Source organism: Pseudomonas sp. SIMBA_067 (genome assembly GCF_046534675.1).
Lineage (GTDB): Bacteria > Pseudomonadota > Gammaproteobacteria > Pseudomonadales > Pseudomonadaceae > Aquipseudomonas > Aquipseudomonas putida.
The window spans coordinates 62778-87042 of the sequence record NZ_JAWRYH010000004.1 but is presented as its reverse complement, the minus strand read 5'-3'; the positions used below and the strand labels follow the sequence as shown (position 1 = coordinate 87042).

General features: G+C 64.5%; 22 protein-coding genes. 7 read left to right on the top strand and 15 right to left on the bottom strand.

From position 1 onward, the window contains the following. Window positions 1-38 precede the first annotated feature (38 nt). Window positions 39-761, top strand: coding sequence for a DUF6708 domain-containing protein (locus SB765_RS10940; RefSeq protein WP_410931310.1), 723 nt, complete (start codon window positions 39-41; stop codon window positions 759-761). A gap of 157 nt (window positions 762-918) precedes the next feature. Here SB765_RS10940 and SB765_RS10935 read toward each other — a convergent pair whose 3' ends face one another. From SB765_RS10935 to SB765_RS10870, 14 genes are all read right to left on the bottom strand, one after another. Continuing rightward, entirely contained in the window at window positions 919-1614 is a 696-nt protein-coding gene (locus SB765_RS10935) for a response regulator (RefSeq protein ID WP_410931309.1), read from the bottom strand. Then, window positions 1611-4265 carry a DUF4118 domain-containing protein gene (locus SB765_RS10930; RefSeq protein ID WP_410931308.1) on the bottom strand — a complete coding sequence of 885 codons (2655 nt, stop codon included), beginning with the start codon at window positions 4263-4265 and terminating at the stop codon, window positions 1611-1613. The genes SB765_RS10935 and SB765_RS10930 overlap by 4 nt, the downstream gene beginning before the upstream one ends. 84 nt (window positions 4266-4349) lie before the next feature. Beyond that, the gene (gene kdpC / locus SB765_RS10925) at window positions 4350-4901 is read right to left on the bottom strand and encodes a potassium-transporting ATPase subunit KdpC (protein ID WP_341796319.1); all 552 of its coding nucleotides are present in this window, start codon (window positions 4899-4901) and stop codon (window positions 4350-4352) included. A 10-nt stretch (window positions 4902-4911) separates the two neighbouring features. Next, entirely contained in the window at window positions 4912-6966 is a 2055-nt protein-coding gene (gene kdpB, locus SB765_RS10920) for a potassium-transporting ATPase subunit KdpB (RefSeq protein ID WP_410910013.1), read from the bottom strand. 9 nt (window positions 6967-6975) lie between these two features. Continuing rightward, window positions 6976-8670 carry a potassium-transporting ATPase subunit KdpA gene (gene kdpA / locus SB765_RS10915; protein WP_410931307.1) on the bottom strand — a complete coding sequence of 565 codons (1695 nt, stop codon included), beginning with the start codon at window positions 8668-8670 and terminating at the stop codon, window positions 6976-6978. Window positions 8671-8679: 9 nt separating this feature from the next. Further along, window positions 8680-8769: a K(+)-transporting ATPase subunit F gene (gene kdpF, locus SB765_RS10910; protein ID WP_003251485.1), complete on the bottom strand. Its 90-nt coding sequence runs from the start codon at window positions 8767-8769 to the stop codon at window positions 8680-8682. Between the two features lie 232 nt (window positions 8770-9001). Beyond that, entirely contained in the window at window positions 9002-10054 is a 1053-nt protein-coding gene (locus tag SB765_RS10905; protein WP_341796321.1) for an AI-2E family transporter, read from the bottom strand. A gap of 12 nt (window positions 10055-10066) precedes the next feature. Beyond that, window positions 10067-10861 (bottom strand): DUF4892 domain-containing protein, encoded by a 795-nt coding sequence (locus tag SB765_RS10900; RefSeq protein WP_410931306.1) that lies wholly within the window; start codon window positions 10859-10861, stop codon window positions 10067-10069. Between the two features lie 109 nt (window positions 10862-10970). After that, window positions 10971-11825, bottom strand: a complete 855-nt coding sequence (locus SB765_RS10895; protein WP_410910011.1) for an alpha/beta hydrolase — start codon at window positions 11823-11825, stop codon at window positions 10971-10973. Next, window positions 11822-12610 (bottom strand): alpha/beta fold hydrolase, encoded by a 789-nt coding sequence (locus SB765_RS10890; RefSeq protein ID WP_410910010.1) that lies wholly within the window; start codon window positions 12608-12610, stop codon window positions 11822-11824. The genes SB765_RS10895 and SB765_RS10890 overlap by 4 nt, the downstream gene beginning before the upstream one ends. Before the next feature lie 93 nt (window positions 12611-12703). Beyond that, on the bottom strand, window positions 12704-13090 hold the full coding sequence (locus SB765_RS10885; protein WP_410910009.1) for a hypothetical protein: 387 nt from the start codon (window positions 13088-13090) through the stop codon (window positions 12704-12706). A 101-nt stretch (window positions 13091-13191) separates the two neighbouring features. Next, window positions 13192-13650 (bottom strand): phosphohistidine phosphatase SixA, encoded by a 459-nt coding sequence (gene sixA / locus SB765_RS10880; RefSeq protein WP_410910008.1) that lies wholly within the window; start codon window positions 13648-13650, stop codon window positions 13192-13194. After that, window positions 13647-13994: a DUF4389 domain-containing protein gene (locus SB765_RS10875; RefSeq protein WP_016498711.1), complete on the bottom strand. Its 348-nt coding sequence runs from the start codon at window positions 13992-13994 to the stop codon at window positions 13647-13649. Before SB765_RS10875 ends, sixA begins: the two co-directional genes overlap by 4 nt. Window positions 13995-14030: 36 nt before the next feature. Next, window positions 14031-15056 carry an NAD(P)H-dependent glycerol-3-phosphate dehydrogenase gene (locus SB765_RS10870; protein WP_410910007.1) on the bottom strand — a complete coding sequence of 342 codons (1026 nt, stop codon included), beginning with the start codon at window positions 15054-15056 and terminating at the stop codon, window positions 14031-14033. Between the two features lie 210 nt (window positions 15057-15266). Between SB765_RS10870 and SB765_RS10865 the strand changes: the two genes are divergently transcribed. From SB765_RS10865 to fabB, 5 genes are all read left to right on the top strand, one after another. Further along, a complete protein-coding gene (locus SB765_RS10865) occupies window positions 15267-17414 on the top strand; it encodes a TonB-dependent receptor plug domain-containing protein (RefSeq protein WP_341796327.1) in 2148 nt (715 codons plus the stop codon). Beyond that, window positions 17414-18304: an ABC transporter substrate-binding protein gene (locus SB765_RS10860; protein WP_341796328.1), complete on the top strand. Its 891-nt coding sequence runs from the start codon at window positions 17414-17416 to the stop codon at window positions 18302-18304. The genes SB765_RS10865 and SB765_RS10860 overlap by 1 nt, the downstream gene beginning before the upstream one ends. Beyond that, window positions 18301-20232, top strand: coding sequence for an ATP-binding protein (locus SB765_RS10855; protein WP_341796329.1), 1932 nt, complete (start codon window positions 18301-18303; stop codon window positions 20230-20232). The genes SB765_RS10860 and SB765_RS10855 overlap by 4 nt, the downstream gene beginning before the upstream one ends. Before the next feature lie 207 nt (window positions 20233-20439). Continuing rightward, the gene (fabA, locus tag SB765_RS10850; protein WP_016498706.1) at window positions 20440-20955 is read left to right on the top strand and encodes a 3-hydroxyacyl-[acyl-carrier-protein] dehydratase FabA; all 516 of its coding nucleotides are present in this window, start codon (window positions 20440-20442) and stop codon (window positions 20953-20955) included. Window positions 20956-20966: 11 nt separating this feature from the next. After that, on the top strand, window positions 20967-22187 hold the full coding sequence (fabB, locus tag SB765_RS10845) for a beta-ketoacyl-ACP synthase I (protein ID WP_341796330.1): 1221 nt from the start codon (window positions 20967-20969) through the stop codon (window positions 22185-22187). 92 nt (window positions 22188-22279) lie between these two features. Here the strand turns inward: fabB and SB765_RS10840 are convergent, their stop codons facing one another. Then, on the bottom strand, window positions 22280-23284 hold the full coding sequence (locus SB765_RS10840) for an amidohydrolase family protein (protein WP_341796331.1): 1005 nt from the start codon (window positions 23282-23284) through the stop codon (window positions 22280-22282). A 117-nt stretch (window positions 23285-23401) separates the two neighbouring features. Between SB765_RS10840 and SB765_RS10835 the strand changes: the two genes are divergently transcribed. Next, window positions 23402-24265, top strand: coding sequence for a pirin family protein (locus SB765_RS10835; protein ID WP_174371959.1), 864 nt, complete (start codon window positions 23402-23404; stop codon window positions 24263-24265).

The window sequence follows — 24265 nt, the reverse complement described above, 5'->3', positions numbered from 1 at the left end:
CAGTACTGATCCCCCCCTGCCCCGGATGGAAAGAAGACTTGCCGTCGCCTTTCGATGCACCGATTCTGGAACCGCACCTGGGCACTCACGCGCCAAACCATCAAGATGATATTTACCTCGAAATCTCTCGTTCAGCAATGGCATGGCGTGGTGTCGTTTCGGCACTGACATTAATCTATCTGATTTCGATCTTGGTTGATCTTCCTTGGATGATCCTCCATACGGACCCAACAGACATTGAGAGCATACTCCTACTCGTTGGTATGTACTCACTATTCTCATGGAGCATCATCATTCTGTTCCGGGCGGATCTGGCAGCTCCCCGAGACCTGCCCATCCGTTTCAACCGGGTCCGCAAAAAAATTTACGCCTACAACTTCAAGCGTCAATGGTGGAACCCTTTCGACAAAGGCAAAGTCGTGCCCGTCAGTTACGACTGGTCCCAAGTCCGCGCCGAGCGCTGGTCACAAACCGGCGCCCTGCCAAACGGTGGGGTCATTTTCAAATGGGGTGTCATGCTCTCCATCGTCGCGCCCGGTACGAACAACGTCATCGACCGTTTTCACTTGAGTACCATGGGCGCCGACCAGCACGCCTGGGCCTACATCTGCACCTATATGCAGGAAGGCCCTTCGGCACTGCCCCCACCCGGTGAGCCCAAGGACCACAACGATGTACTCTGGTGTGAGTTCGCCCTGCGCCTGGCACCCCGAGTAGTGTGGCCCACGGAAATGGATCTGGAGTCGAGAACAGCGCCCTGAACCTACTCTGGCCCTTAGGCAAGCCGGCACCCGCAGGTACTGCGCATGACTTGAGGGCGATGCGGTCAATGTGGGAGCGGGCATGCCCGCGAACACCGGCGCAGCCGGTGCCATGCATAGCGCTGATTCTTCACGGGCACGCCCGCTCCCACAGGGATTATGTGGTCGGCGCCACCAACCTGTACCCCACCCCTGCCTCGGTGATGATGAACCGTGGCGCCGTGGGGTCATCGCCCAGCTTTTGCCGCAGATGCCCCACCACGATCCGCAGGTAGTGGGTATTCTCCACATGGGTAGGCCCCCAGACATCCTTGAGCAGTTGCTGCTGGGTAATCACTCGCCCTGGGTGCCCGGCCAATAGCGCCAGCAAGGCGTACTCCTTGCGCGTCAACGCCACCTCCACACCGTCCAGGGTCACCCGGCGAAAGGCAAAATCCACGGTCAGCGGCCCAAAGCTGGCTGCCACTTCCAAGCCCCCGGCCTGGGGCACCTGGCGTAGCAAGGCCCGCACCCGTGCCAGAAATTCCTGGATGCCAAACGGCTTGGTCACGTAATCGTTGGCCCCGCCATCCAGCGCATCCACCTTCTGCACCTCACTGGCGCGCACCGACAGCACCATCACCGGCACCGCGCTCCATTCGCGCAGCTCACGCAGCACCTGCTGGCCGTCCATGTCCGGCAGCCCCAGGTCGAGCACCACCAGGTCCGGCTTGCCCAGTGCAGCCTGGGCCAGCCCTTCCTGGCCGGTAGCGGCTTCGAGCACCTTGTAGCCCTGCGAGGCCAGGCTGATGCGCAGGAACTTGCGGATCTGCGGTTCATCGTCGATGACCAACAGGGTGGCGGACTGGCTCATGGCGTTTCGCTTTCGGCTTCAGGTTGAGGGGGTAGCGGCAAGCATAGAGTGATGCCGGTGCCCTGGCCATCGATGCCTTCGCCCACCAGAATCTGCCCGCCATGGGCGCCGATCATGCCCTGGCAGATTGCCAGGCCCAGGCCTGTGCCCTGCCCGCCGCGGTCACCACGGGCTGCGGTATAGAACATGTCGAAGATCTTCTCGCGGTCGGCGACCGGAATGCCGGGGCCCTGGTCGTTGACGGTAAGGCGCAACTGGTCATCATGCACGGCCACCTGCAGCTCAAGCCGGCCATTGGCCGGGGAAAAGCGTGCGGCGTTTTCCAGCACGTTGACCAGCGCCTGTTCGATCAGCGCCGCATGCACGAACAGCAACGGCAGCTCGGCCGGCACATCGGTGTGCACCCGCAGCGGCGCCAGCACAACGCGCAGGCGGTTGAGCGCACTGCCGACGATGTCGGCCGGGGCTACCCAGTCGCGGGCCAGCTTGAGGCCGCCGTGGCCCAGGCGGGTCATGTCCAGCAGGTTCTGGATATAGCGGTCCAGGCGTTCGGCCTCGTTGCGGGTGCCCTCCAGCAACTCGCGGCGGTCCTCGGCCGGTATCGCTTCGCCCAGCGCCAGCAGGCTGTCGATGCTGCCGCGCATGGCAGTCAACGGCGTGCGCAGGTCGTGGGACACGGAGGCCAGCAAAGCGCTGCGCAGCTGCTCGGTTTCGCCGTGCAGGCGCGCGGCCTCCAGTTGTTCGGCCAAACGTGCGCGGGCCAGGGCCTGAGCCAGTGGCTGGCCAAGGGCCGTGAGCAGGCGCCGGCGTGGGTCGTTGAGCGGCTGCCCGTTGCGCGGGCGCACACCCAGCAGCGCCAGCGGCTGCTCGTCCACCGCCAGCGGCCACCACCACCAACGGCCGTTGGGCAGGGTGTCGCTGCCGTGGCCGGCAGCCTGGCCGTGCTGCCAGGCCCAATCGGCGGCAGCCCGTTCGGTGTCGCTGAAGGCTTGGGCTTCGCCGCTGGCCACCTGCAGCTGGCCTTCGGCGTTGCGCTCCAGCAGGCACACCTGCATGTCTTGCCAGCCGTCCAGATGCTGGCCGGCGGCATTGAACACGGCTTGGCGGTCGGTGGCCACGGTCAGCCGGCGCGACAGGTCGAGCAGCTGGCTGGTCTGCGCCTGAGTTTCGCGCAGCGCCTGCAACTGGCGGCGCTGGCGTGCCGCCAGGTTGCCGGTAAGCGCGGCCATCAGCAGGAAGAACACCAGGGTCAGCACGTCTTCTTCGCGCTGGATGCTGAACGAGAAATTGGGTGGAATAAACAGAAAATCGTAAGTCAGGAACGATAGCGCGGCGCAGGCCAGCGCAGGCCCCAGGCTGCTGCGCACCGCCACCAGCAACACCGCAGCCAGAAACACCAGCGAGATGTTGGGCAGCGCCAGCACACTCGACACCGCCCAGGCCAGCCCCGCCGCCATGACCGTGGCCAGAAGCGCCAGCAGGTAGTGGCGCCACACCCACACCCGCCGCACCGCCGACCGCGGTGCGTGCGGCTGCACGTCGCGGTCCAGCACGTTGATTTCCAGCCCATGGCTTTCGCGCAGCAGCCGCGCAGCCACACCGGCACCGAACAGGCGACGACGCAGGCGGTCACGGGACTGCCCCACCAGCACCAGGCTGGCCCGCCGTTCGGCGGCATGCTGGATCAACGTGCGCGCCACTTCGCCAGCCCTTAGCAGCACCACCTCGCCGCCCAGGCGCTCGGCCAGCTGCTGCGCGGCCTGCAAGCGGTGACGCGCGGTTTCGTCGCGCAGGCGGCCGTTGTCCACATGCACCAGGCTCCAGGGCAGGTGGCGGCGTTGCGCCACGCGGCTGGCATGGCGCACCAAGCGTTCGGCCTGGTCGTCGCCGTCCACGCCTACCAGAAGCCGCCCGCGCAAGGCCGGGGCCTCTTGGCCACGCTGGCGATAGCCGTCGGCGAGGTCGGCATCGACCTGCGCGGCGGCAGTTTGCATGGCCAGTTCGCGCAAGGCGGTGAGGTTGGTTTGCGAGAAGTAAGCATCGATGGCCGCCCGCGCCTGCTCGGGCACGTAAACCTTGCCTTCACGCAGGCGTTCGAGCAGTTCGCGGGGTGGCAGGTCGATCAGCACCAGTTCGAAGGCTTCCTGCAGTACCCAGTCCGGCAGGGTTTCACGCACTTGTACGCCAGTGATGTCGCGCACCTTGTCGTTGAGGCTTTCCAGGTGCTGGACGTTGACCGTGGTGTACACGTCGATGCCGGCGGCCAGCAGCTCTTGCACGTCCTGCCAGCGCTTGGCGTGGCGGCTGCCGGGGGCGTTGGTGTGGGCCAGTTCGTCGACCAGAGCCAAGGCCGGCGCAGCCTTGAGCAGGCCGTCGAGGTCCATTTCCTCCAGGGTGACACCACGGTACTGGCTGCGCAGCAACGGCTGCTGCTGAAGGCCGGCGAGCAGCGCTTCGGTTTCAGCACGGCCGTGGGTTTCCACCACCCCGGCCAATACCTGCACACCCTGACGTTGCTGGCCGTGGGCGGCCTGCAGCATGGCGAAGGTCTTGCCGACGCCGGGGGCGGCGCCAAGGAACACCTTCAGCCGACCCCGGCCGGTGCGCGGTAGGTTAGCCAACAGCGCATCTGCGCGGGCGGAATCACTCATGTTTCATCCTTCAGGATTTGCGACAGTCGACCAACACCGGGCCTGCTTGGCAAGCCCGCGAAGGGCCGCAAAGCGGCCCCAATATCAGTGGCTCAATTGCTCAAGCGCCTTGTTCAACGCCAGTACATTGACCACCGGTGGGCCGATCAATGGGTGGAGGGTGGCCTCTTCCTGCAAGGCTTGCAAGCGCTCCACCGGCAGTTTCCGCGCCGCCGCCACACGTGGGATCTGATAGGCAACGCCCTCCGGTGGCAGGTGTGGGTCGAGGCCGCTGCCCGAGGTGGTCAGCAACGCCTGCGGCACCGGCCCCTGCTGCACCTGATACAGCGCAGCCGCCTCCCCCTTGACCCGCTCGGCCAGCGCCGGGTTGCTTGGCGAAAGGTTGCTGGCACCGCTGGCCACCGTGGCGTAAGCGCCTGCCGACGGCCGTGCATGGAACCAGCCATCACCCTTGAATTCCTGGGCGATCAGTGCCGAACCGCGCACCTGGCCCTGGTCATCCCGCACCAGGCTGCCATTGGCCTGGTCCGGAAAAACAACCTGGGCGATGCCGGTCACTGCCAGCGGATACAGTGCGCCGGTCACCAGCGTCATCAACAGGGCCAGGCTCAACGCCGGGCGTACATAAGCATTCATGGCGGCCTCCTCAGACCAGGTTCAGGGCATTGAGCAGCAGGTCGATCAGCTTGATCCCGGCAAACGGCACCACAATGCCGCCCAGCCCGTAGATCAGCAGGTTGCGCCGCAACAGGTGCGCCGCACTGGCCGCCTGCACCCGCACACCACGCAGCGCCAGCGGGATCAGCACGATGATGATCAGCGCGTTGAACACGATGGCCGACAGGATCGCGCTCTGTGGGCTGGCCAGGTGCATCAGGTTGAGTACGCCCAGCTGCGGGTAGATGGCCGCAAACAGTGCCGGCAGGATGGCGAAGTACTTGGCCACGTCGTTGGCAATGGAGAACGTGGTCAACGCACCGCGGGTCACCAGCAACTCCTTGCCGACCTGTACTACATCCAGCAACTTGGTCGGGTCGCTGTCCAGGTCGACCATGTTGGCCGCCTCGCGCGCAGCCTGGGTGCCGTCGTTCATGGCCATGCCCACGTCGGCCTGGGCCAGTGCCGGGGCGTCGTTGGCGCCGTCGCCGCACATGGCCACCAGGCGACCGTCGTTCTGTTCCTGGCGAATGCGCGCCAGCTTCTTCTCGGGCGTGGCCTCGGCCAGTACGTCATCCACCCCCGCTTCGGCGGCGATGGCAGCGGCAGTCAACGGGTTGTCGCCGGTCACCATGACCGTGCGGATGCCCAGCTTGCGCAGTTCGGCGAAGCGCTCGCGGATGCCGGGTTTGACCACGTCTTTGAGGTGGATCACGCCAAGCAGGCGCTTGTCGATACACACCAGCAGCGGTGTGCCGCCACTCTGGGCAATACGTTCCACTTCGCGGGCCAGCGCCGGGGGCATTTCCAGGCGTTGCATGCCGACGAACGCCAGCACGGCATCTACCGCGCCCTTGCGGTAGCGGTGCTGCTGGTAGTCGATGCCCGACAGGCGCGTTTCGGCGCTGAAGGCCACGGCTTCGAACTGACCGGCGGGAGGCTCGACGAAGTCGTGCAACTGGCGCAGGTACTCGACAACCGACTTGCCCTCGGCGGTATCGTCAGCCAGCGAGGCCAGCAAGGCGCCCTCCCCCAGTTCCTTGGCAGCGATGCCTGGTGCTGCATGCAGCGCGCTGCAGCGGCGGTTGCCGAAGGTGATCGTACCGGTCTTGTCGAGCATCAGCGTATGCACGTCACCGGCGGCTTCCACTGCACGGCCCGAACGGGCAATGACGTTCAGCCGCACCAGCCGGTCCATGCCGGCGATGCCGATGGCCGACAGCAGCCCGCCGATGGTGGTGGGAATCAGCGTCACCAGCAACGCAGCCAGGAAAATCAGCGGCAGGCTGCCCCCCACGAAGTGGGCGAACGGCTGCAAGGTCACCACCACGATCAGGAAGATCAGGGTCAGGCCGATCAGCAGGATGTCGAGGGCGATCTCGTTGGGGGTCTTCTGTCGCTTGGCACCTTCGACCAGGGCAATCATGCGGTCCAGGGTCGACTCGCCCGGGTTGCTGGTAATGCGGATCAGCAGCCAGTCGGAGACCAGCCGGGTGTTGCCGGTGACCGCCGAGCGGTCGCCGCCGGACTCACGGATCACCGGTGCAGACTCGCCGGTAATGGCGGCCTCGTTGACCGCCGCGATACCTTCAAGCACCTCGCCGTCACCGGGGATCATCTCGCCCGCTACCACGCGCACCACGTCGTCCTTGCGCAGCGCGCTGGCAGCAACCGTCTCGTAACTGCCATCACGCTGGCGACGCTGGGCAGTCAGGCCTTGGCTACCGGCCTTGAGGCTGTCGGCGCGGGCCTTGCCACGGCCTTCGGCGAGGGCTTCGGCGAAGTTGGCGAACAGCACGGTAAACCACAGCCACAGGGCGATTTGCACGGCAACACCCGTGCTCACGCCGTTACCGGGGGCGAAGCACAGCACGGTGGTGAGCACTGCGGTCAGGGCCACCACCAGCATCACCGGCGAGCGTTTGAGCTGGCGCGGGTCGAGTTTTACAAACGCCTGCACCAGCGCCGGGCGCCACAGCGCGGCGAAGCGGGTCTGGTCCTTGGCAGTGTGCCGGGTATTCACTTCAGGAATGGGCATGTTCATGATCGGTCCTCAAAAACCCAGGCTCAGGTGTTCGGCAATTGGCCCAAGGGCCAGGGTCGGCAGGAAGGTCAGGCCGCCGACCAGCAGGATGGTCACCAGCAGCAGGCCGGTGAACAGCGGGCCGTGGGTGGGGAAGCTGTTCTGCCCCTGTGGCGCGCTTTTCTTCGCCGCCAGGCTGCCGGCCAAGGCCAGGATCGGCAGGATGTAGCCAAAGCGGCCGATGAGCATGGCCAGGCCGATCATCAGGTTGTGGTACACCGTGTTGGCGCCAAAACCGGCGAACGCCGAACCGTTGTTGGCCGTGCCCGAGGTATAGGCGTACAGCAGCTGGCTGAAACCGTGCGCCCCCGGGTTGCTGATTGCCCCTGCCGGGCCTGGCAGGCTGGCAGCAATGGCGCCAAGCACCAGCACGCCGACCGGCATCACCAGCAGGGTCGCCACCAGCAACTGCACCTCACGGGCCTGCAGTTTCTTGCCCAGGTATTCCGGGGTGCGGCCAATCATCAGCCCGGCCAGGAACACCGCGATCAGGACGAACAGCAGCATGCCGTAGAGGCCCGCGCCGACGCCGCCGAAGATCACCTCGCCGACCATCATGTTGACCATCGCCACCATGCCGGTCAGCGGGTTCAGGCTGTCGTGCATGGCGTTGACCGAGCCGTTCGAGGCGGCGGTGGTAGTGACCGTCCACAGCACCGAACCGGTGGTGCCGAAGCGGATTTCCTTGCCCTCCAGGGGCGCGGTCTGCTGCACCTGCGGGCTCTGCAGCGCCGGGTTGGGTTGATGCTCGGACCACAACGCCGTGCTGCCACCGATCAGGAACAGGGCAAGCATGCAGGCGAGGATGGCGCGGCTCTGGCGCAGGTCCTTCACGTAGTGGCCGAAGGTGAACACCAAGGCCACCGGAATGAGGATGATCGAAGCCACCTCGAACAGGTTGCTCCAGGCGGTGGGGTTTTCGAACGGGTGCGCCGAGTTGACGCCGAAGAAGCCGCCACCATTGGTACCCAATTGCTTGATAGCGATCTGACTGGCAGCCGGCCCCAGTGGAATGGTCTGGTCAGCACCTTGCAAGGTCAGCGCATGGACGTAGTCGGCAAAGGTCTGTGGCACACCCTGCCATACCAGCAACAGCGCCAGCAGCAAGCACAGCGGCAGCAAGCAGTAGAGGGTGGCACGGGTCATGTCGACCCAGAAGTTGCCCAGTGTCGACGCGCTGCGCCGGGCAATGCCACGGCACAACGCCACCAGCACGGCCAGGCCGGTGGCAGCACTGACAAAGTTCTGCACGGTCAGGCCGAGCATCTGGCTCAGGTAACTGACCGACGCTTCACCGCTGTAGGCCTGCCAGTTGGTGTTGGTCACGAAACTGACGGCGGTATTGAACGCCAGCGACCATTCTTGGCCTGGCAGGTGCTGCGGGTTGAGCGGCAGGTAGCCCTGCAATAACAGCACGGCGAACAGCAGCAGGAACCCGACCAGGTTGAAGGCCAGCAGGGCCAGGGTGTACTGCCGCCAGTTCTGCTCCTGGCTGGCGTTCACCCCCGCCAGCCGGTAGCAAGCTTGCTCGACCGGGCCGAGTAGCGGCGACAGCCAGGTGCGCTGGCCTTCCATGACCTTGAAGTAGAACCGCCCCAGCCAGGGTGCCGGTAGCAGCACGATGGCAAAGAACGCCAGGAGCAAGGCGAAATCGTAACTGTGCATGGTCGCTCCCTAGCTGCGATCGGCGCGCAACAGCGCCACCAGCAGATAAAACGCCAAGGCCACTGCCAGCAGCAGTGACAGCCCGTCGAGCATGTTCATGAGTGGTTCTCCCCGTGTTACGGCTTGGGCCGCTTTGGGGAAATTGTCTTAGGGAGGGGCGTAAAGGGGCGAGATCTGGGGATGGGGTGAGGTATAAAGAATGCGTAAAGATCAGCACTTTGGACTGCCTGTGCTGGCCTCTTCGCGGGTGAATCCACAGGTACGACACAGGCCTTGAAGACTGTGCAGTACCTGTGGGAGCGGGCGTGCCCGCGAAGAGGCCGTTACAGGCTTACTGCTGGGGCGGCTGCTGTGCGGCGTTACGGCTCCAGTCCAGCAGCAGGCTGTAACCGACCGCCAGCAAGGTCGGCCCGATGAACAGGCCAATGAAGCCAAAGGCAAGCAAGCCACCGAATACACCCAGCAGCACGATCACCAGCGGCAGGTTGCCGCCACGGCTGATCAGGTAGGGCTTGAGCACGTTGTCCACGCCACTGATGACGAAGGTGCCCCAGATACCCAGGAACACCGCCATGCCGTATTCGCCCTTCCACACCAGCCAGGCAGTGGCCGGGATCCAGGCCAGTGGCGGGCCCATGGGGATCAGGCTGAGCATGAAGGTCACCAGGCCCAGCACGATCGCCCCGGGCACCCCGGCGATCAGGAAGCCGATCAGCGCCAGCAGGGCCTGCGCGGCCGCCGTGCCGATCACCCCGTTGACCACCCGCTGCACAGTACCGGCTACCAGCTCCAGGTAATACTCAGCGCGCTCGCCAATCAAACGGTGCAGCAAGCGCAACACAAATGCCGCCAGACGTGGCCCGTCGCGGTAGAAGAAGAACACGAACACCAGGCTCAGGGTCAGTTCCAGCACGCCGCTGCCGATCTGCGCGCTGCGCGCCAGCAACCAGTTGCCCACCTGCCCGAAGTAGGGCTTGGCCGAGGCCACCAAGGCCGCGCCCTGCTGGTCCAGCGATTGCCACCCGTTGACCAGGCGCTCGCCCACGAATGGAATGCCACCCAGCCAGGCCGGCGCGTCGGGCAGGCCGTCGACCTGCACGTCACGCACAAACGCCGTGGCATCGCGAATATGATCGGCCATGTTGAACCCCAGCCACACCAGCGGCAGTGCCACGATCAGGATCCAGGCCGTGGTCAGCAGGCTCGCCGCCAGGGTTTCACGCCCGCCCAGCACACGTGTCAGCAAGCGCATCAGCGGCCAACTGGCAAAAGCCAGGATAGCCCCCCACAGCAATGCAGAAATGAACGGCGCCATCACCCAAAGGCCGGCACCCAGCAAGGCCAGCAGCAGAATCTGGATCAGCAGGCGGTCATTGTTAACCATGGTGGCGCTCGTTCAACGGATCAATTCAAGGTGCAGGCCATTGGTGGGTGCGCTACCGACTTCAAGGCGACCATTACGCACCCCGGCCTTGACCAGCGCCTCGCGCCAGGCTTCGGCTTGGGCGCCACTGAGGCTGGCGCGCAAGGTGCTGTCGAGGTTCAGGCTGCGGGCCAGCAGGTTCACCCAGGTGTCTCGCGGCGCAGCAAGGTCAGGGTAGTCGAGCTTGCCGGTGTCGCGCATTTCGCGCATCACCGTGGCGGCAGTAGGCAGCAGCTCGCCCAGCGGGCTGGCGGCGACGAACTCCTCCACATGCAGGTAGGCGCGGCGGTTGCCACGGGTAACGCTGTACAGCGCGACCAGCGTGTCGGCCTCCTCAGCCGAGCGGCGTAGCAGGATGAACGCCTGCTGCTCGTCACCACCGTTGAGGCGGGCGTTGGCGAACACATCGTTGCCCCACAGGCTGGCCTCGCCGCAATCGCGGCCCTGGCACCAGAACAACGGGTAACCACCCTCGCGCTGCAGTGCTTCGCGGGCACTGGTGAAGGCTTCACGGGCCGTACGTTCGACCGGCAGTTCGTAGGTTACCGAGCTGACCTGGCCACGGCTCTCGACCTTGTTTTCGACCCGCAGGCGGCCGCTGATCTTGCGCAGCGGGCCCATGGGGTAGACGCGCTCTTGCTCCACGGCCGGACGCTGGTCAACGACCTTTGCGTCCACCGGCACCGGCAGGCTGCCGGCCCACAACCCAGGGCTGGCCAGCGCCAGGCAGGCGGCGACAGCAGTACGGATGGCAACAGGCGCGCTCATTGGCGAACCAGGCGGCGCGCGGCGCCGAAGTGAAGCTCCAGGATGTCTGGCAGTTGCATGGTTGTCTCCCTGTTCAACCCGCCAAGCCTCGACACTTGTCCGGTGCAAGTCAAGCAAAGCCAAAGAAGCGATTGATACAGTCTGCGACAAGGGCCGCGCCCTGCTCATCATTCAGGTGCAGGTGATGACCACCGGGTAGCGTCACCTGCTCAAAGGGTAGCTTCTCCAGCAACGCGGCGTGGCGCGCCAGCATGCCGTCGGCGGCCACCACCAACAGCGCCGGGCAACTCACCCGGCGCACATGGGCCATGGCCTGGGTTTCACTCAGGCGCACCGGCGATGGCAGGGTGAGGCGGCTGTCACTGCGCCAGCTGTAGCCACCGGGTACCGGCATCAGGCCACGTTGCGCCAGCAATTCTGCAGCCTCGCGGCTGACCGCGACCATGCCTTTCATCCGCGCATGTACGCCTTCTTCCAGCGTTGCGTACACCGACTTGCGTTTGCCATCCAGCCGCAGCTGGGCTTGCAGTGCCATCCCCAAGCGCTCGCCTGCGTCCTGCTCGGCACCGGTCGGCGGGATGACGCCGTCGATCAACGCCAGGTGGCTGACCCGGTCGGGCAAGGCGCCGGCCAGTTGTACCGAAATGATTGCGCCCAGCGAGTGGCCCAACAGGGCGAAACGCTGCCAACCCAGCTGCTCGGCAACCCGCAGCACGTCGTGGGCGTAGTCGGCCAGGGCATAGCCGGCACCAGGCGGACGGTGTTCCGAGTAACCGTGCCCGGCCAGGTCCAGGGCGACGATGCGCAGGCCCTTCAGTTGCGGCGCCAGGCGAGCGTAACTGTTGGCGTTATCCAGCCAGCCATGCAGGGCAATTACCGGCAGCCCGTCCTCGGGGCCGAACAGGTGTGCCGCCAGTTCGATATGGCCCAGGCTCAGGCGCACTTCCTGCACCTGCGCGCTCATGCCTGGCTCCAGCGGTCGAACAGGCCCTTGATCAGGCTGGCGGTGTCGGTCGGGCGCTCCAGCGGGAACATGTGGCCGCCGGGCACACTGTGATATTCGCCTTTGGGCATGCCGCGCACCGCCAGGGTGTGGTGACGGCGAATGACGTTGCTGCGCTCGCCGCGCACCATGGCCAGCGGCACCTGCAACTGCCGCGCAGGCGCGGGGCTGGTGTGCGGGATGCTGCGGTAGATACTGATTTCGGTAGCCGGATCGAAGCGCAGTTGCAGCCCCTGCTCCATCGCCTGCAGGCCATGTTCTACATAGGCTTCGAGGCAGTCGGGGTCAAAATGGCGAAACAGTGACTTGCCAGCAAAATAGTCCCGGGCACTGTCGCGGTCATTGAAAACTTCGCGGCGCCCCAAGGTGCGGCCGGCCGGGGTAATGCGGTCAATGAAACCGAAACGCTTGGCGGTGCGCAGCAGCCACTGGTCGGCACGGGTGAGCACCGGCGAGTCGAGCATCACCACCCCGCGGTAGTACTCGGGGCGACGCAAGGCAGCATGCAGGTGCAACACCCCCCCCAGCGAATGCCCGACACCCCAGACGGGCTGGTCCTGCTGCGCCAGGTGATGCAGCAGCTCATCGACCAGGCTCTGCCAGTTGTCGTCTACCGGAAAGCGCGGATCGTGGCCATGCTGGGCCAGGTGCTGCACCTGGTAGTCCGGCGCCAGGGCAGCGAACAGCTTGCCATACGTGGCCGAAGGGAAACCGTTGGCATGAGCGAAGAAGATCTGCTGCGACATGGCGCCTGGTCCGGACGGAAGATGATGGCTCATTGTCGGCATCGGGGCGCGATTCAGCAACATTCGGAAAGGTCATCGGCGAGGGCTATCAGGTCACGCCGAGCGGTCGAAGCTGGCCAGAGACCGGCGCAAGCAGGCCTGCATGTAGGCCAACTGGCTTTCCAGCGCCTCACGGGCCAGGCGCTGGTCCTGAAAGTCGAGTTGCAGACGGCGCAAGGCCAGGCAACTCGTTTGTAGCAGGTGGGAGACTCGCAGGCAGGCGTCCTGCAGCGTGCGCAGGTCTCGCTCGCTTTGCTGCCTGGTGGCGGGCTCCAGGTTGCCGTTGCGGCTGACCTTGTGCAGCAGCTGGTAGAGCTTGGCGTCGGCCGAGTCGCGCAGCAGGCTGTACTGGGCAAAATCCAGCGTAACGCCTTGCCCCACCTTGTCTACGGTGGGTTGCAGGTCCAGGGAACTCAAAAGCTCCCGCATCTCACCGCTCATCCGCTGCTCCCTCCCTGATTGCTTTGAGGCAACGCTAGCAAGAGGCCATCAAGTGCGGCAACTGACAAAAATACCAGTTGCCTTATCGATTTGCCGAGGAATCACACCGGTGGGTTGATCGCCAGCAGGGTCATCAACCCAGCCAGCGGCCAATCCCCTTCCAGCTCCGCCAGGCTGGCGGTGCTCATGGCGGCTGGTTGCTGTTGGTGACCATGCTCCAGCGCACCGATCAAATTCCCCACCAGCGGCTGGTGGCTGACCAGCAGTACATGCTCCAGGCCCAGGCGCTCGATTTCGCCAATGACCTGCTGCACATCGCTCTCTGGCGTCAACCAGGGCACGGTACGCACCGGCTCCCTGAAACCCAGCGTGTCATGCACCAGCGCCGCCGTTTGCTGGGCGCGCACGTAGGGGCTGGCGATAATCGCCTGCAGCGGCTGCCCCAGCAGGCGGGCAGCGCTGTGCAGCACCTGCTCGCGACCATGGCCGGTCAGGCGGCGCTCGGCGTCGGTGTTGGCCCGCGGCTCCGCCTCACCGTGGCGCAGCACCCACAGCTTCACAGCTTGGGTTCCTCGTCCCGCACCGGGTGCGGGGCCGGTGCCACGGCATGCGGCGCCTCGCCTTCCGGGGCACGCGGTGCTGGCCAGTCGGCAAATGGCCAGGGCTTCTGCTCAGTGTGGAAGCTGCCATAGCGGCCGATCTGCGCCAGGTACTGGCTCAGGCTGTCGCCGAAGTTCATCAGGCTGGCGCTGGGCGCGCCATACACTAGTCGGTAGATGAGTTGCACCAGCACCAGGCCGCCGAGCAGCAATTCGGCCAGTTGCCAGACCACCAGGAACACCAGCATCCACAGCACCCGCAGGATGATCGACTCGCGCTGGGCGCGTTCGGGCGTATCGTTCATGTGTTGCTCCTTGCTCGTGTCAGAGCCGCCAAGGGCTCAGTTGAAACCGCTGATGGAAATGAAATCGACATCGGTCTTGGGCTCGGCGCGCATCAGGTGCTCGATCACCTGGTTCAGTGTGCGGCCTTCGAACAGGATGGCATGCAGGCCCGCCACCAGCGGCATGTACACCTGTACCTCCTGCGCCTTGGCCTTGAGCACCTTGAGGGTGTTGACGCCTTCGGCCACCTCGCCCAGGCGGCTGACAGCCTCTTCCAGGCTCAACCCCTGGCCCAGCGCATGGCCCACCTGGTAGTTGCGGCTCTTGGGCGAGGAGCAGGTGACGATCAGGTCACCGACACCGGCCAGGCCAAGGAAGGTCATGGGGTTGGCACCCTGGCTGACGGCGAAGCGGGTCATCTCGGCCAGGGCCCGGGTAATCAGCATGCTCTTGGTGTTTTCGCCCATGCCCAAGGCTACGGCCATGCCAGCGATAATGGCGTAGACGTTTTTCAGCGCCCCACCCAGTTCGACGCCGAAGCGGTCGGCGCTGGCGTAGACACGAAAGGTACGCCCGTGCAGTACAGCCTGCACTTGCTGGCAGAGTTGTTCGTCCTCGCTGGCGACCACTGTGGCGGTCAGCGCATGTTCGGCGATCTCGCGGGCCAGGTTGGGGCCCGACAGCACCCCGATGCGGGCGTCAGGGGCGATCTCTTCAAGGATCTGGCTCATCAGCTTGAAGCTCTGCGCCTCGATACCCTTGGTCAGGCTGACCAGGCCCTTGCCCCGCAACAGCTCGGCGTGGGGCGCCAGCACACTGCGCAAGGCACTTGATGGCAGGGCGACGAAGATCAACTCGCTGGCCTGCAAGGTGGCCAGCAGATCGTTGACCGGCTCCACGCCATCCTGCAGGCGGATGCCCTTGAGGTAGCGCGGATTCTCGCGATTGACGCGCATGGCCTCGGCCTGCGCCGGGTCGCGCATCCATTGGCGCACCGGCACACCGTTTTCCGCCAGCAGGTTCGCCACGGCGGTGCCGAAGCTGCCGCCGCCCAGAACTGCAACAGGTTGCTGTTCAGTCATATCCAATCCGTTAAAGCCAAAAGTTAAGTGGCGACCCCGCCATTATACGGCTCACCTGCTACAGAACCAGTGTCAGTACTGGCCTCGTCGCGGGCAAGGCCGCTCCCACAGGTACAGCACAGCGTTCAGCCGCTGTGAAAACGGGCTCATCCGGGAAAGGGCCAGAACAGCCGACGCAGATCACTGGAAAATACGCCAAGGTCAGTTACCATGCCTGTTTCAATCCTGATACAAGGCTGCCCCGTGTTCCCTGGCTCGCCCCCGTTCCCGCGCCTGCTGATACTGACTGCCCTGCTCGGTGGCCCGGCCATGGCCGACGACCTGTTCATCGACAATAGCGACCTGCCGCAGGTTCTGACCGCCACGCGCCTGAAACAATCCCCGGCGGCAGTCCCGGGCAGCATGACCGTGCTCGACAGCGAGCTGATCCGCGCCAGCGGCGCCCGCGACATCCCCGAACTGCTGCGCCTGGTACCGGGCATGATGATCGGCTACGGCGCCGGCAACCAGCCGACGGTCAACTACCACGGCAGCAACGCCAGCGAAGCGCGGCGCATGCAGGTGCTGATCGATGGCCGCTCGGTGTACCGGGCTGGCCTGGCCACGGTGGACTGGAGCGATATCCCCCTGGCCATGGAAGACATCGAGCGCATCGAGGTGTTCCGCGGCCCCAACACGGTCAGCTACGGTGCCAATGCGCTGATGGCGGTGGTCAACATCCTCACCCGCAACCCCGCCGACAGCCATGGCACACGATTGAAAGTGACCCGCGGCGAGGACGGCATCAACGACTTCTATGCCAGCCACGGCTTCGGCTGGGATGGCGGCGACATGCGCCTGTCGTTGTCGGGCCAGCAGGACGACGGCTTCGACCACGATCAGTTCGGCCAGGACTACCGGGACAGCCGCCGGCTGACCCGCTTCAACCTCAGTGCCAGCCACAACCTGGCGGTCGACCAGACCCTGGAATGGCAACTGGCGGCAAAAGAAGGCAGCAACCAGCGGCCCTATACCTACCAGCCGGTATTCCCCTACGTTACCCAGCGCGGCGACAATGCCGACGTCAATGCCAAGGACTACGCAGGGTCGGTGCGCTGGAACATCGACTTCAATCCCGACCACAGCCTGTATGTGCAAGGTTCGGCACAGCATTTCGACCGCCAACAGGTCTGGCGGGCCTGTGATGCCGCACTGTCGTTCAGCCCCGAACTGACCCGGCTGTGGCAGATGAACCCCAATTACGCCGAGCTGGTCGCACGCGGCGCCAACAACCCGCCACCCAGCAGCAACCCGGCAGAACAAGCGCTGGTCGATACCATCAAGGATCAGTGGAACAACAAGGGCGGCAGCAGCGTGGTCTGCGGCGATGTCGACCAGAGCACCCGCGAAACCCGCTACGACCTGGAAATCCAGGACACCCTCAGCCTGACCGACAGCCTGCGCCTGCTCAGCGGCATGAACTACCGCTATGACCGTGCCGACTCGCAGACCTACTTCAACGGCAGCATCGACGACCAGACCTGGCGCGTGTTCGGCCAGCTGGAATGGCGCGCCGACGAGCACTGGATCTTGCAGGGTGGGGCGATGTTCGAAGACTCGCGCCTGTCGGGCAGCTCGCTGACCCCGCGCGTTGCGGTCAACTACCTGATCACCCCGCGCCACGGCCTGCGTGCAGTGTATTCCGAGGCGGTGCGCTCGCCCGACATGTTCGAGAACAACATCAACTGGAGCTACACGGTCAAGAACCTCAGCCCCAATGCGTTCGGCCAGCAGCACGGTGAGTACTTCGTCAAGACCCGCGGCCCGGGCGACCTGGACCAAGAGCGCATGCGCTCGCGCGAACTGGGCTACAACGGCTACTTCAGCGACATCGACCTGAGCCTGGATGTGAAGCTGTTCTACGACGAGATCACCGGCATGATCAGCGAGCCCCTGAAGAACAACCAGTACGTCGCCAGCAACGCGAACAAGGCCCGGTTCAGCGGCAGCGAGACGCAACTGGACTGGCGCCCCACCCTGCGTGACCGCCTGCGCCTGACCTATGCCTATGTCGATGCCTGGGCCAGCAACCCCGACGACCGCCGCCTCACCGCCCGCAACAGCGGCTCGGTCGGTTGGATGCGCGAATGGGGCGATGGCTGGTCGAGTGCGCTGTTCTACTACGGTGACGATGCGCTCAACCAGTACCGCTACGAGCGTCTGGACCTGCGCCTGGCCAAGCGCCTTCGGGTGCAGGGCAGCAACCTGGAGCTGGCGGCGCTGTGGCAGCAACGCCTGGACGACGAGCCGACCACGACCGTGCAGAACCGCTACGACAGCCGCCACCGCCTCAGCTTCAGCGCGGAGCTGGCGTTCTGATGGCCGTGGTGCTGCGCCTGTTGCTGCTGTGTCTGTGGCCCCTGGGGCCGTTGTCCGCCAGCGAAATTCTGCTGGTAGGCGCGCAAGACCAGCCCGGCATCCGCAGCTTCGTCGCCGCACTCGAAAACCGTCGGCCGCACGATCATGTGCATTTCCAGACCACCGCTGACCTGCCACGCCCTGGCCAGCTCAAGACCGACCAGCGCCTGATTCTGCTCGACAGTGCTGCCCTGGAGTGGCGCCTGGGTGAAAACGCCGGCCCGCCAGCCCTGGCCATGCGAATAAGCCGGGTGCAGGCTGAACAGCGCCTGGGAAAGTCGCGCCCGGCGTTTCTCACCTTGCTGTGGAGCGACCCGCCGTTGGGCCGGCAACTGCGCCTGGCGCGCTACCTGCTGCCACAGGCCCAGCGCATTGGTGTGCTGTACGGCGAGCACAGTGGTTTCCTGCTCGAAGAGCTGCGCCATGCTGCCCGCCCGCTGGGCCTGGAAATCATTGCCCAGGACTGGCCCGACCTGCGTGACAGCCGGCCCCTGCAGCACCTGCTGGGTAACAGCGATGTGCTGCTGGGCCTGGATGACCCGGACCTGTACAACTCCAAGACTGCGAAGAACCTGTTGCTGAGCAGTTATGGCCGGCAGATGGCGCTGATCGGCCCGAACGCCGGCTTTGTTCGCGCCGGCGCCCTGGCCAGTACCTACAGCGACCAGGAGGACTGGCTGGCAGTACTTGACCAGTTGCTCGACCAGCCTCCGGGGCGCTGGCCGCGCAGCCTGTATCCGGCCCGTTTCGGCGTCAGTGGCAACCAGCAGGTGGCGCGCGCCCTGGGCCTGCAACCGATCGATCCGTCCGCCGCCGCCAAGGCCCTGGCCGAAGGAGAGCCCACCCCATGAGCAAAGGCCTGAGCTGGGACATCCACACCCGCACGCAAATCATAAGCCTTGGCCCTGCCCTGCTGCTGACCTTGCTGCTGATCAGCTTCTTCACCTTCGTGCGCATCCAGGACCTGCGCCAGGAGCTGAACCATACCGGGCAGCTGATCGCCAACCAATTGGCCCCGGCCTCGGAGTACGGGGTGATCTCGGGCAACAACGAGGTGCTCGAAGGCCTGATGCGCGCCACCCTCAGCATCCCGCACGTGCGCTTCCTCGAGGTGCAGGACAGCCGCAACCACATCCTTGTGTACGTCGAGCAGTCCGACGAAAGCGCCAACCGCGCGCAGCGGGTAGAGGTGTTCCAGGCGCCCATACGCTTGCAGCAAATCCGCCTGGACAGCGACTTCCTGCAGCAGGGCAAGGCCGCCACACCCGCGATCGGCGATGACTACCTGGGCCGGGTGATCGTCGGCATGTCTGATGACGCCTTCAGCCAACGCCAACAGGAAATCGTGATCAAGGCCGGCATCCTGGCGCTGTTCGCCTTGCTGTTCACCTTCTTGCTGGCGCGCCGCCTGGCCCTGAGCCTGGCCAAGCCGATCAGCGACATGGGCCATGCGGTCAAGGCCATACAGCAGGGCCAGTACAACACCCCGCTGCCCGTGGTCGATGATAGCGAGCTGGGCCACCTGGCCCGCCATATCAACAACCTGGCCAACGCCCTGGAGCAGGCCAGCGATGAACAGAAGCAGGCCATTGCCGAGCTGATCCAGGCCCGCGAGGAAGCCGAGCAAGCCAACCGAGCCAAATCGGACTTCCTGGCGATGATGAGTCACGAGCTGCGCACCCCGATGAATGGCGTGCTGGGCATGCTGCAGCTGCTGGAAACCACGCAGCTAAGTACCGAACAGGCCGACTACACCGCAGTGGCCAGCGAATCCACCGGGCATTTGCTGAAAGTCATCAACGATATCCTCGACTTCTCGCGCATCGAACGCGCTGCGCTTCAGCTGGAACACATCAATTTCAACCTGGGTGAGCTGATTACCAGCTGCGTCCTGTCGTTCCAGCACAGTGCCCAGCAGCGTGGCCTTGGCTTGCACCTGCAACTGCCGGCCGACATCGAGCAGTTGCAAGTGAACGGCGACCCCACGCGCATCCGCCAGATCCTGCTGAACCTGGTCGGTAACGCACTGAAGTTCACCGAACGCGGCCAGGTTCAGGTCGAAGCACGCTGGCAGGTGCTCGACCGGCAGTTGATCTGGCTCACCTGCAGTGTGCGCGACACGGGTATCGGCATCGACAGCGACCGCCTGGAAATGATGTTCGTGGCCTTCCAGCAGGCCGACAGCTCGATCTCCCGCCGTTATGGCGGCACCGGGCTGGGCCTGTCGATCGCCCGCACCCTGGCCGAACGCATGGGCGGCAAGCTGCGCGGTGAAAGCCGCGAAGGCCTGGGTTCTACATTTACCCTGGAGATGCCGCTGGCCCTGGCCAGCCCTCCCCCCAGCCGACCGGCGTTGCCAACGCACGCGAAAACGACTGCGCCCGGCAGTGATCAGGTGCTGCTGGTAGAGGACAATCCGGTCAACCAGAGCGTCATCGAAGCCATGCTGCGCAGCCTGGGCCTGGCGGTATGCACAGCCGAAGATGGACTTGAGGCCGTCGACCTGGTCAGCCGCCAGCGCTTTGCCGCCGTGCTGATGGACTGTCGGCTGCCGCACCTGGACGGCTATGAAGCCACCCGGCGTATCCGCCAATTGCCCAACGGCACCGGGTTACCGATCATCGCCCTGACTGCCAATGCGATGCAGGGTGACCGCGAGCGTTGTATGGCCGCTGGCATGGACGACTACCTGAGCAAACCCTTGCGCCGTACCGAGCTGCAGCAGGTGCTGGAACGCTGGTTACCCGGTCAGACAACCGCGACTGGCGATAAATGCTAAAGTGCGGCAGTCTTAAACACTGGACAGGACCATCATCGGACCTGAAAATAGACGTTTCAGTGCACACCTGTACTTCTTTCACCGGGTGCACTGTGACTTTCACCACAACGCAATAGTCTACCTGTAGGCTGCCGTCTTGAACGCGATGCGTATCAGGCCGGCCGGGAAGATTCATCCCCTGCCGCAGGGGGTTATTGAGGAGCTCGCATGACCAAACAACACGCCTTTACTCGGGAAGACCTGCTGCGCTGCAGTCGCGGTGAGCTGTTCGGCCCAGGTAATGCGCAACTGCCCGCGCCGAACATGCTGATGGTCGATCGCATCACCCATATCAGCGAAGAAGGCGGCAAGTACGGCAAAGGTGAATTGGTCGCCGAGCTGGATATCAACCCGGACCTGTGGTTCTTCGCCTGCCACTTCGAAGGCGATCCGGTCATGCCGGGCTGCCTGGGCCTCGATGCCATGTGGCAGCTGGTAGGCTTCTTCCTCGGCTGGCAAGGCCTGCCGGGCCGCGGCCGCGCCCTGGGCTCGGGCGAGGTGAAATTCTTCGGCCAGGTACTGCCAGAGGCCAAGAAAGTCACCTACAACATTCAGATCAAGCGTGTCCTGAAGGGCAAGCTGAACATGGCCATCGCCGATGGCTCGGTCAGCGTCGACGGCCGTGAGATCTACACTGCCGAAGGCCTGCGGGTCGGCGTGTTCACTTCCACTGACAATTTCTAAGGGTTATTCGCATGCGCCGCGTCGTTATCACTGGTCTGGGCATCGTATCGTGCCTGGGCAATGACAAAGCTACCGTCACCGAAAACCTGCGTAAAAGCCGTCCGGGTATCCGTTTCAACCCGGAATACAAGGAAATGGGGCTGCGCAGCCAGGTTTCCGGGTCCATCGACCTCAACCTCGAAGAACTGATCGACCGCAAGGTATACCGCTTCGTCGGCCACGCCGCGGCGTACGCTTACCTGGCGATGCAGGACGCGATCAAGGACGCAGGCCTGACCGAAGAGCAGGTTTCCAACCCGCGTACCGGCCTGGTAGCTGGCTCCGGCGGTGCCTCGACCCTGAACCAGATGGAAGCGCTGGACACCCTGCGCGAGAAAGGCGTCAAGCGCGTCGGCCCATACCGCGTTACCCGCACCATGGGCAGCACCGTTTCGGCGTGCCTGGCCACCCCGTTCAAGATCAAGGGCCTGAACTACTCGATCTCGTCGGCATGCGCCACCTCGGCACACTGCATCGGTACCGCCCTGGAGCAGATCCAGTGGGGCAAGCAAGACATCGTCTTCGCCGGTGGCGGTGAAGAAGAACACTGGAGCCAGTCGTTCCTGTTCGATGCCATGGGCGCCCTGTCGACCAAGCGCAACGAAACCCCGGAACTGGCCTCGCGTGCCTACGATAACGACCGTGATGGCTTCGTCATTGCTGGCGGTGGCGGCATGGTTGTCGTCGAAGAGCTGGAACATGCTTTGGCCCGTGGCGCCAAGATCTACGCCGAAATCGTTGGCTACGGTGCTACTTCCGATGGCTACGACATGGTTGCCCCGAGCGGCGAAGGCGCCATCCGCTGCATGCAGCAGGCACTGTCCACCGTCGACACCCCGATCGACTACCTGAACACCCACGGCACCTCGACCCCGGTCGGTGACGTTGCCGAGATCAAGGGCGTTCGCGCGGTATTCGGCGACAAGGCACCGAAGATCAGCTCGACCAAGAGCCTGTCGGGTCACTCGCTGGGCGCCGCTGGCGTGCACGAGGCGATCTATTGCCTGCTGATGATGGAAAACAACTTCATCGCCGGCTCCGCCAACATCGACGAACTGGACCCGGAGGTCGCCGACCTGCCGATCCTGCGCAAAACCGAAGAAAACGCCAAGATCGATACGGTCATGAGCAACAGCTTCGGCTTCGGCGGCACCAACGCCACCCTGGTGCTCAAGCGCTGGGAAGGCAAGTAAGACGCTGATGCGGTAATCGAAAACGCCCCGACTGGTTCGGGGCGTTTTCATTTGTAGCCTGTGCCGGAGATAGGGCCAGTACAGGCAACCCCCTATTTTTGCCTGGGCAGCACGGCCAGAAAGTTATCGCGGGCCACTTTGTTCGCTACATTCTCAGGCAAAGCATCCAGAAACGGCCTGAACCCGTGCATCTGTTCCCCCAGGCTGCCAAACCGCCCCACCACATCCGACCCCAGCATGAACCGCTCCGGGTATTTCTCGACCAATGCCACCCAGGCCTTGCGCGGCACGCCCTTGTCATCCAGCAGATAGGGCTGCAGCACACTCCACGACAGGTCGACATACAGGTTCGGGTAATCCTCCAGCAACCGCGTCAGCACTGGGAGCAAAAAGTCCATCTGCGTCTGGTGCCGGTGGATCTCCATGCTGCTGCCGGCGTGCGCCCAGATGAACCGCGTGTGCGGGTGATTGCGCAGCGGCTCTTCGATCTCAGCCAGGTACAGCGGGTTACGCTCGCGTTTTGAAGTGATATTGGAATGCAGCAGTACCGGCAGGTCCCGCTCGGCCGCCAGATGGTAAATGCGCGTCATGGCTTCGTTGTTGGCGCGCGGCGTGTCGCCACTGGTCAGCGCTGTCAGGTCATCGTGACGGGTGAAAACCTCGCCGATTCCCTCCCACAGCCCCGGGTACATATCGAGCATGCGTTCGATATGGCTGACAGCGTTCTTGTCCACCGGGTTGAAACCAGTCAGGAACGGATGAAAGCGTTTCCGCTGCTCAATCGGCAACTGCTGCAGGGCGGCCGCCACGTAGGTATCGGTGGCGCTGTACCAATAGGCATCGGCATCGTCACCGGCGTAATAACGCGGGCGCTTGGGCTCGTCTTCATGCCATTTCTTGGCCACCGGTATGCCGGAAATCATCGACTGCTCGATGCCTGCGGCATCCATGGCCTTTAGCAACGCCGGCATGCCTTCGCTCTCCTGGAAGAAGTCGACGTAGTGCAGGTGGGCATCGCTGTAGCGGTAGTCGCGTGCCTGTGCCGCCTGGCACAGCCAGCCAGACAACAACACGCAGGCCAGCGCTCGGGCAATCATGGGCAGCTTCCTTCTACGGGTATGGAAACAGTAGACCGGCCGGCAAACGATACGGTTCAGCCGCACCAGGCAAACCGCTATGCTTGAGGCATTTCCACCGCGCCTGGAGCCCACCGCATGAGCAGCCCCCTGATCATCCGCCCACGTGCCGAATCGGTCGAGGGCCAGCCGATCCTGCGCCCGCTGCCGGCAGCACAGTGCCGTAGCGTCGGCCCGTTCGTGTTCTTCGACCATATGCTCGAAACCGACTATGCCCCGGGGCATGGCATGGACATCCGCCAGCACCCGCACATCGGCCTTTCAACCCTGACCTACCTGTTCGAGGGGGCGATCCTGCACAAGGACAGCCTCGGCTCAGAGCAGCGGGTGCTCCCCGGCGATGTCAGCTGGATGACGGCTGGCAGCGGCGTGGCCCATGTCGAGCGTACGCCGGCAGATGCCCTGGCCCATGGTTCGCGCCTGCACGGCTTGCAAGTGTGGCTGGCTTCGCCGCGCGCGCACGAACAAGGCCCGGCGAGCTACAGCCACCACCCGGCGGCGAGCCTGCCGGTGAGTGACCACCTGGGGGTACGCATCTGCATGATTGCTGGCACCGGGTTCTGCCTGGAGTCACCGGTGCCGGTGCTCTCCCCCACCCTTTATGCGCACGTACAGATGCAACCGGCGACGACGCTGCTGATACCGGCTGAACACGAGCAGCGGGCGCTTTACCTGCTGGATGGCGAGTTGCTGCTGGGCGATGAGGATGTGGAGCCTTGCAGCCTGGTGGTGCTGCCGGAGGGCGAGGACGTGACGCTGTATGCGGACGCAGAGTGCCAGTTGGTACTGATTGGCGGGGAGCCACTGGATGGGCCGCGGCGAATGAACTGGAATTTCGTGGCAAGCGACCCGGAACTGATCGAGCAAGCCAGGGCACGGTGGGCTGCGGGGGATTGGCCGGTGGTACCGGGGGAAACTTCAAGGATCGAGTTGCCCCGGTAA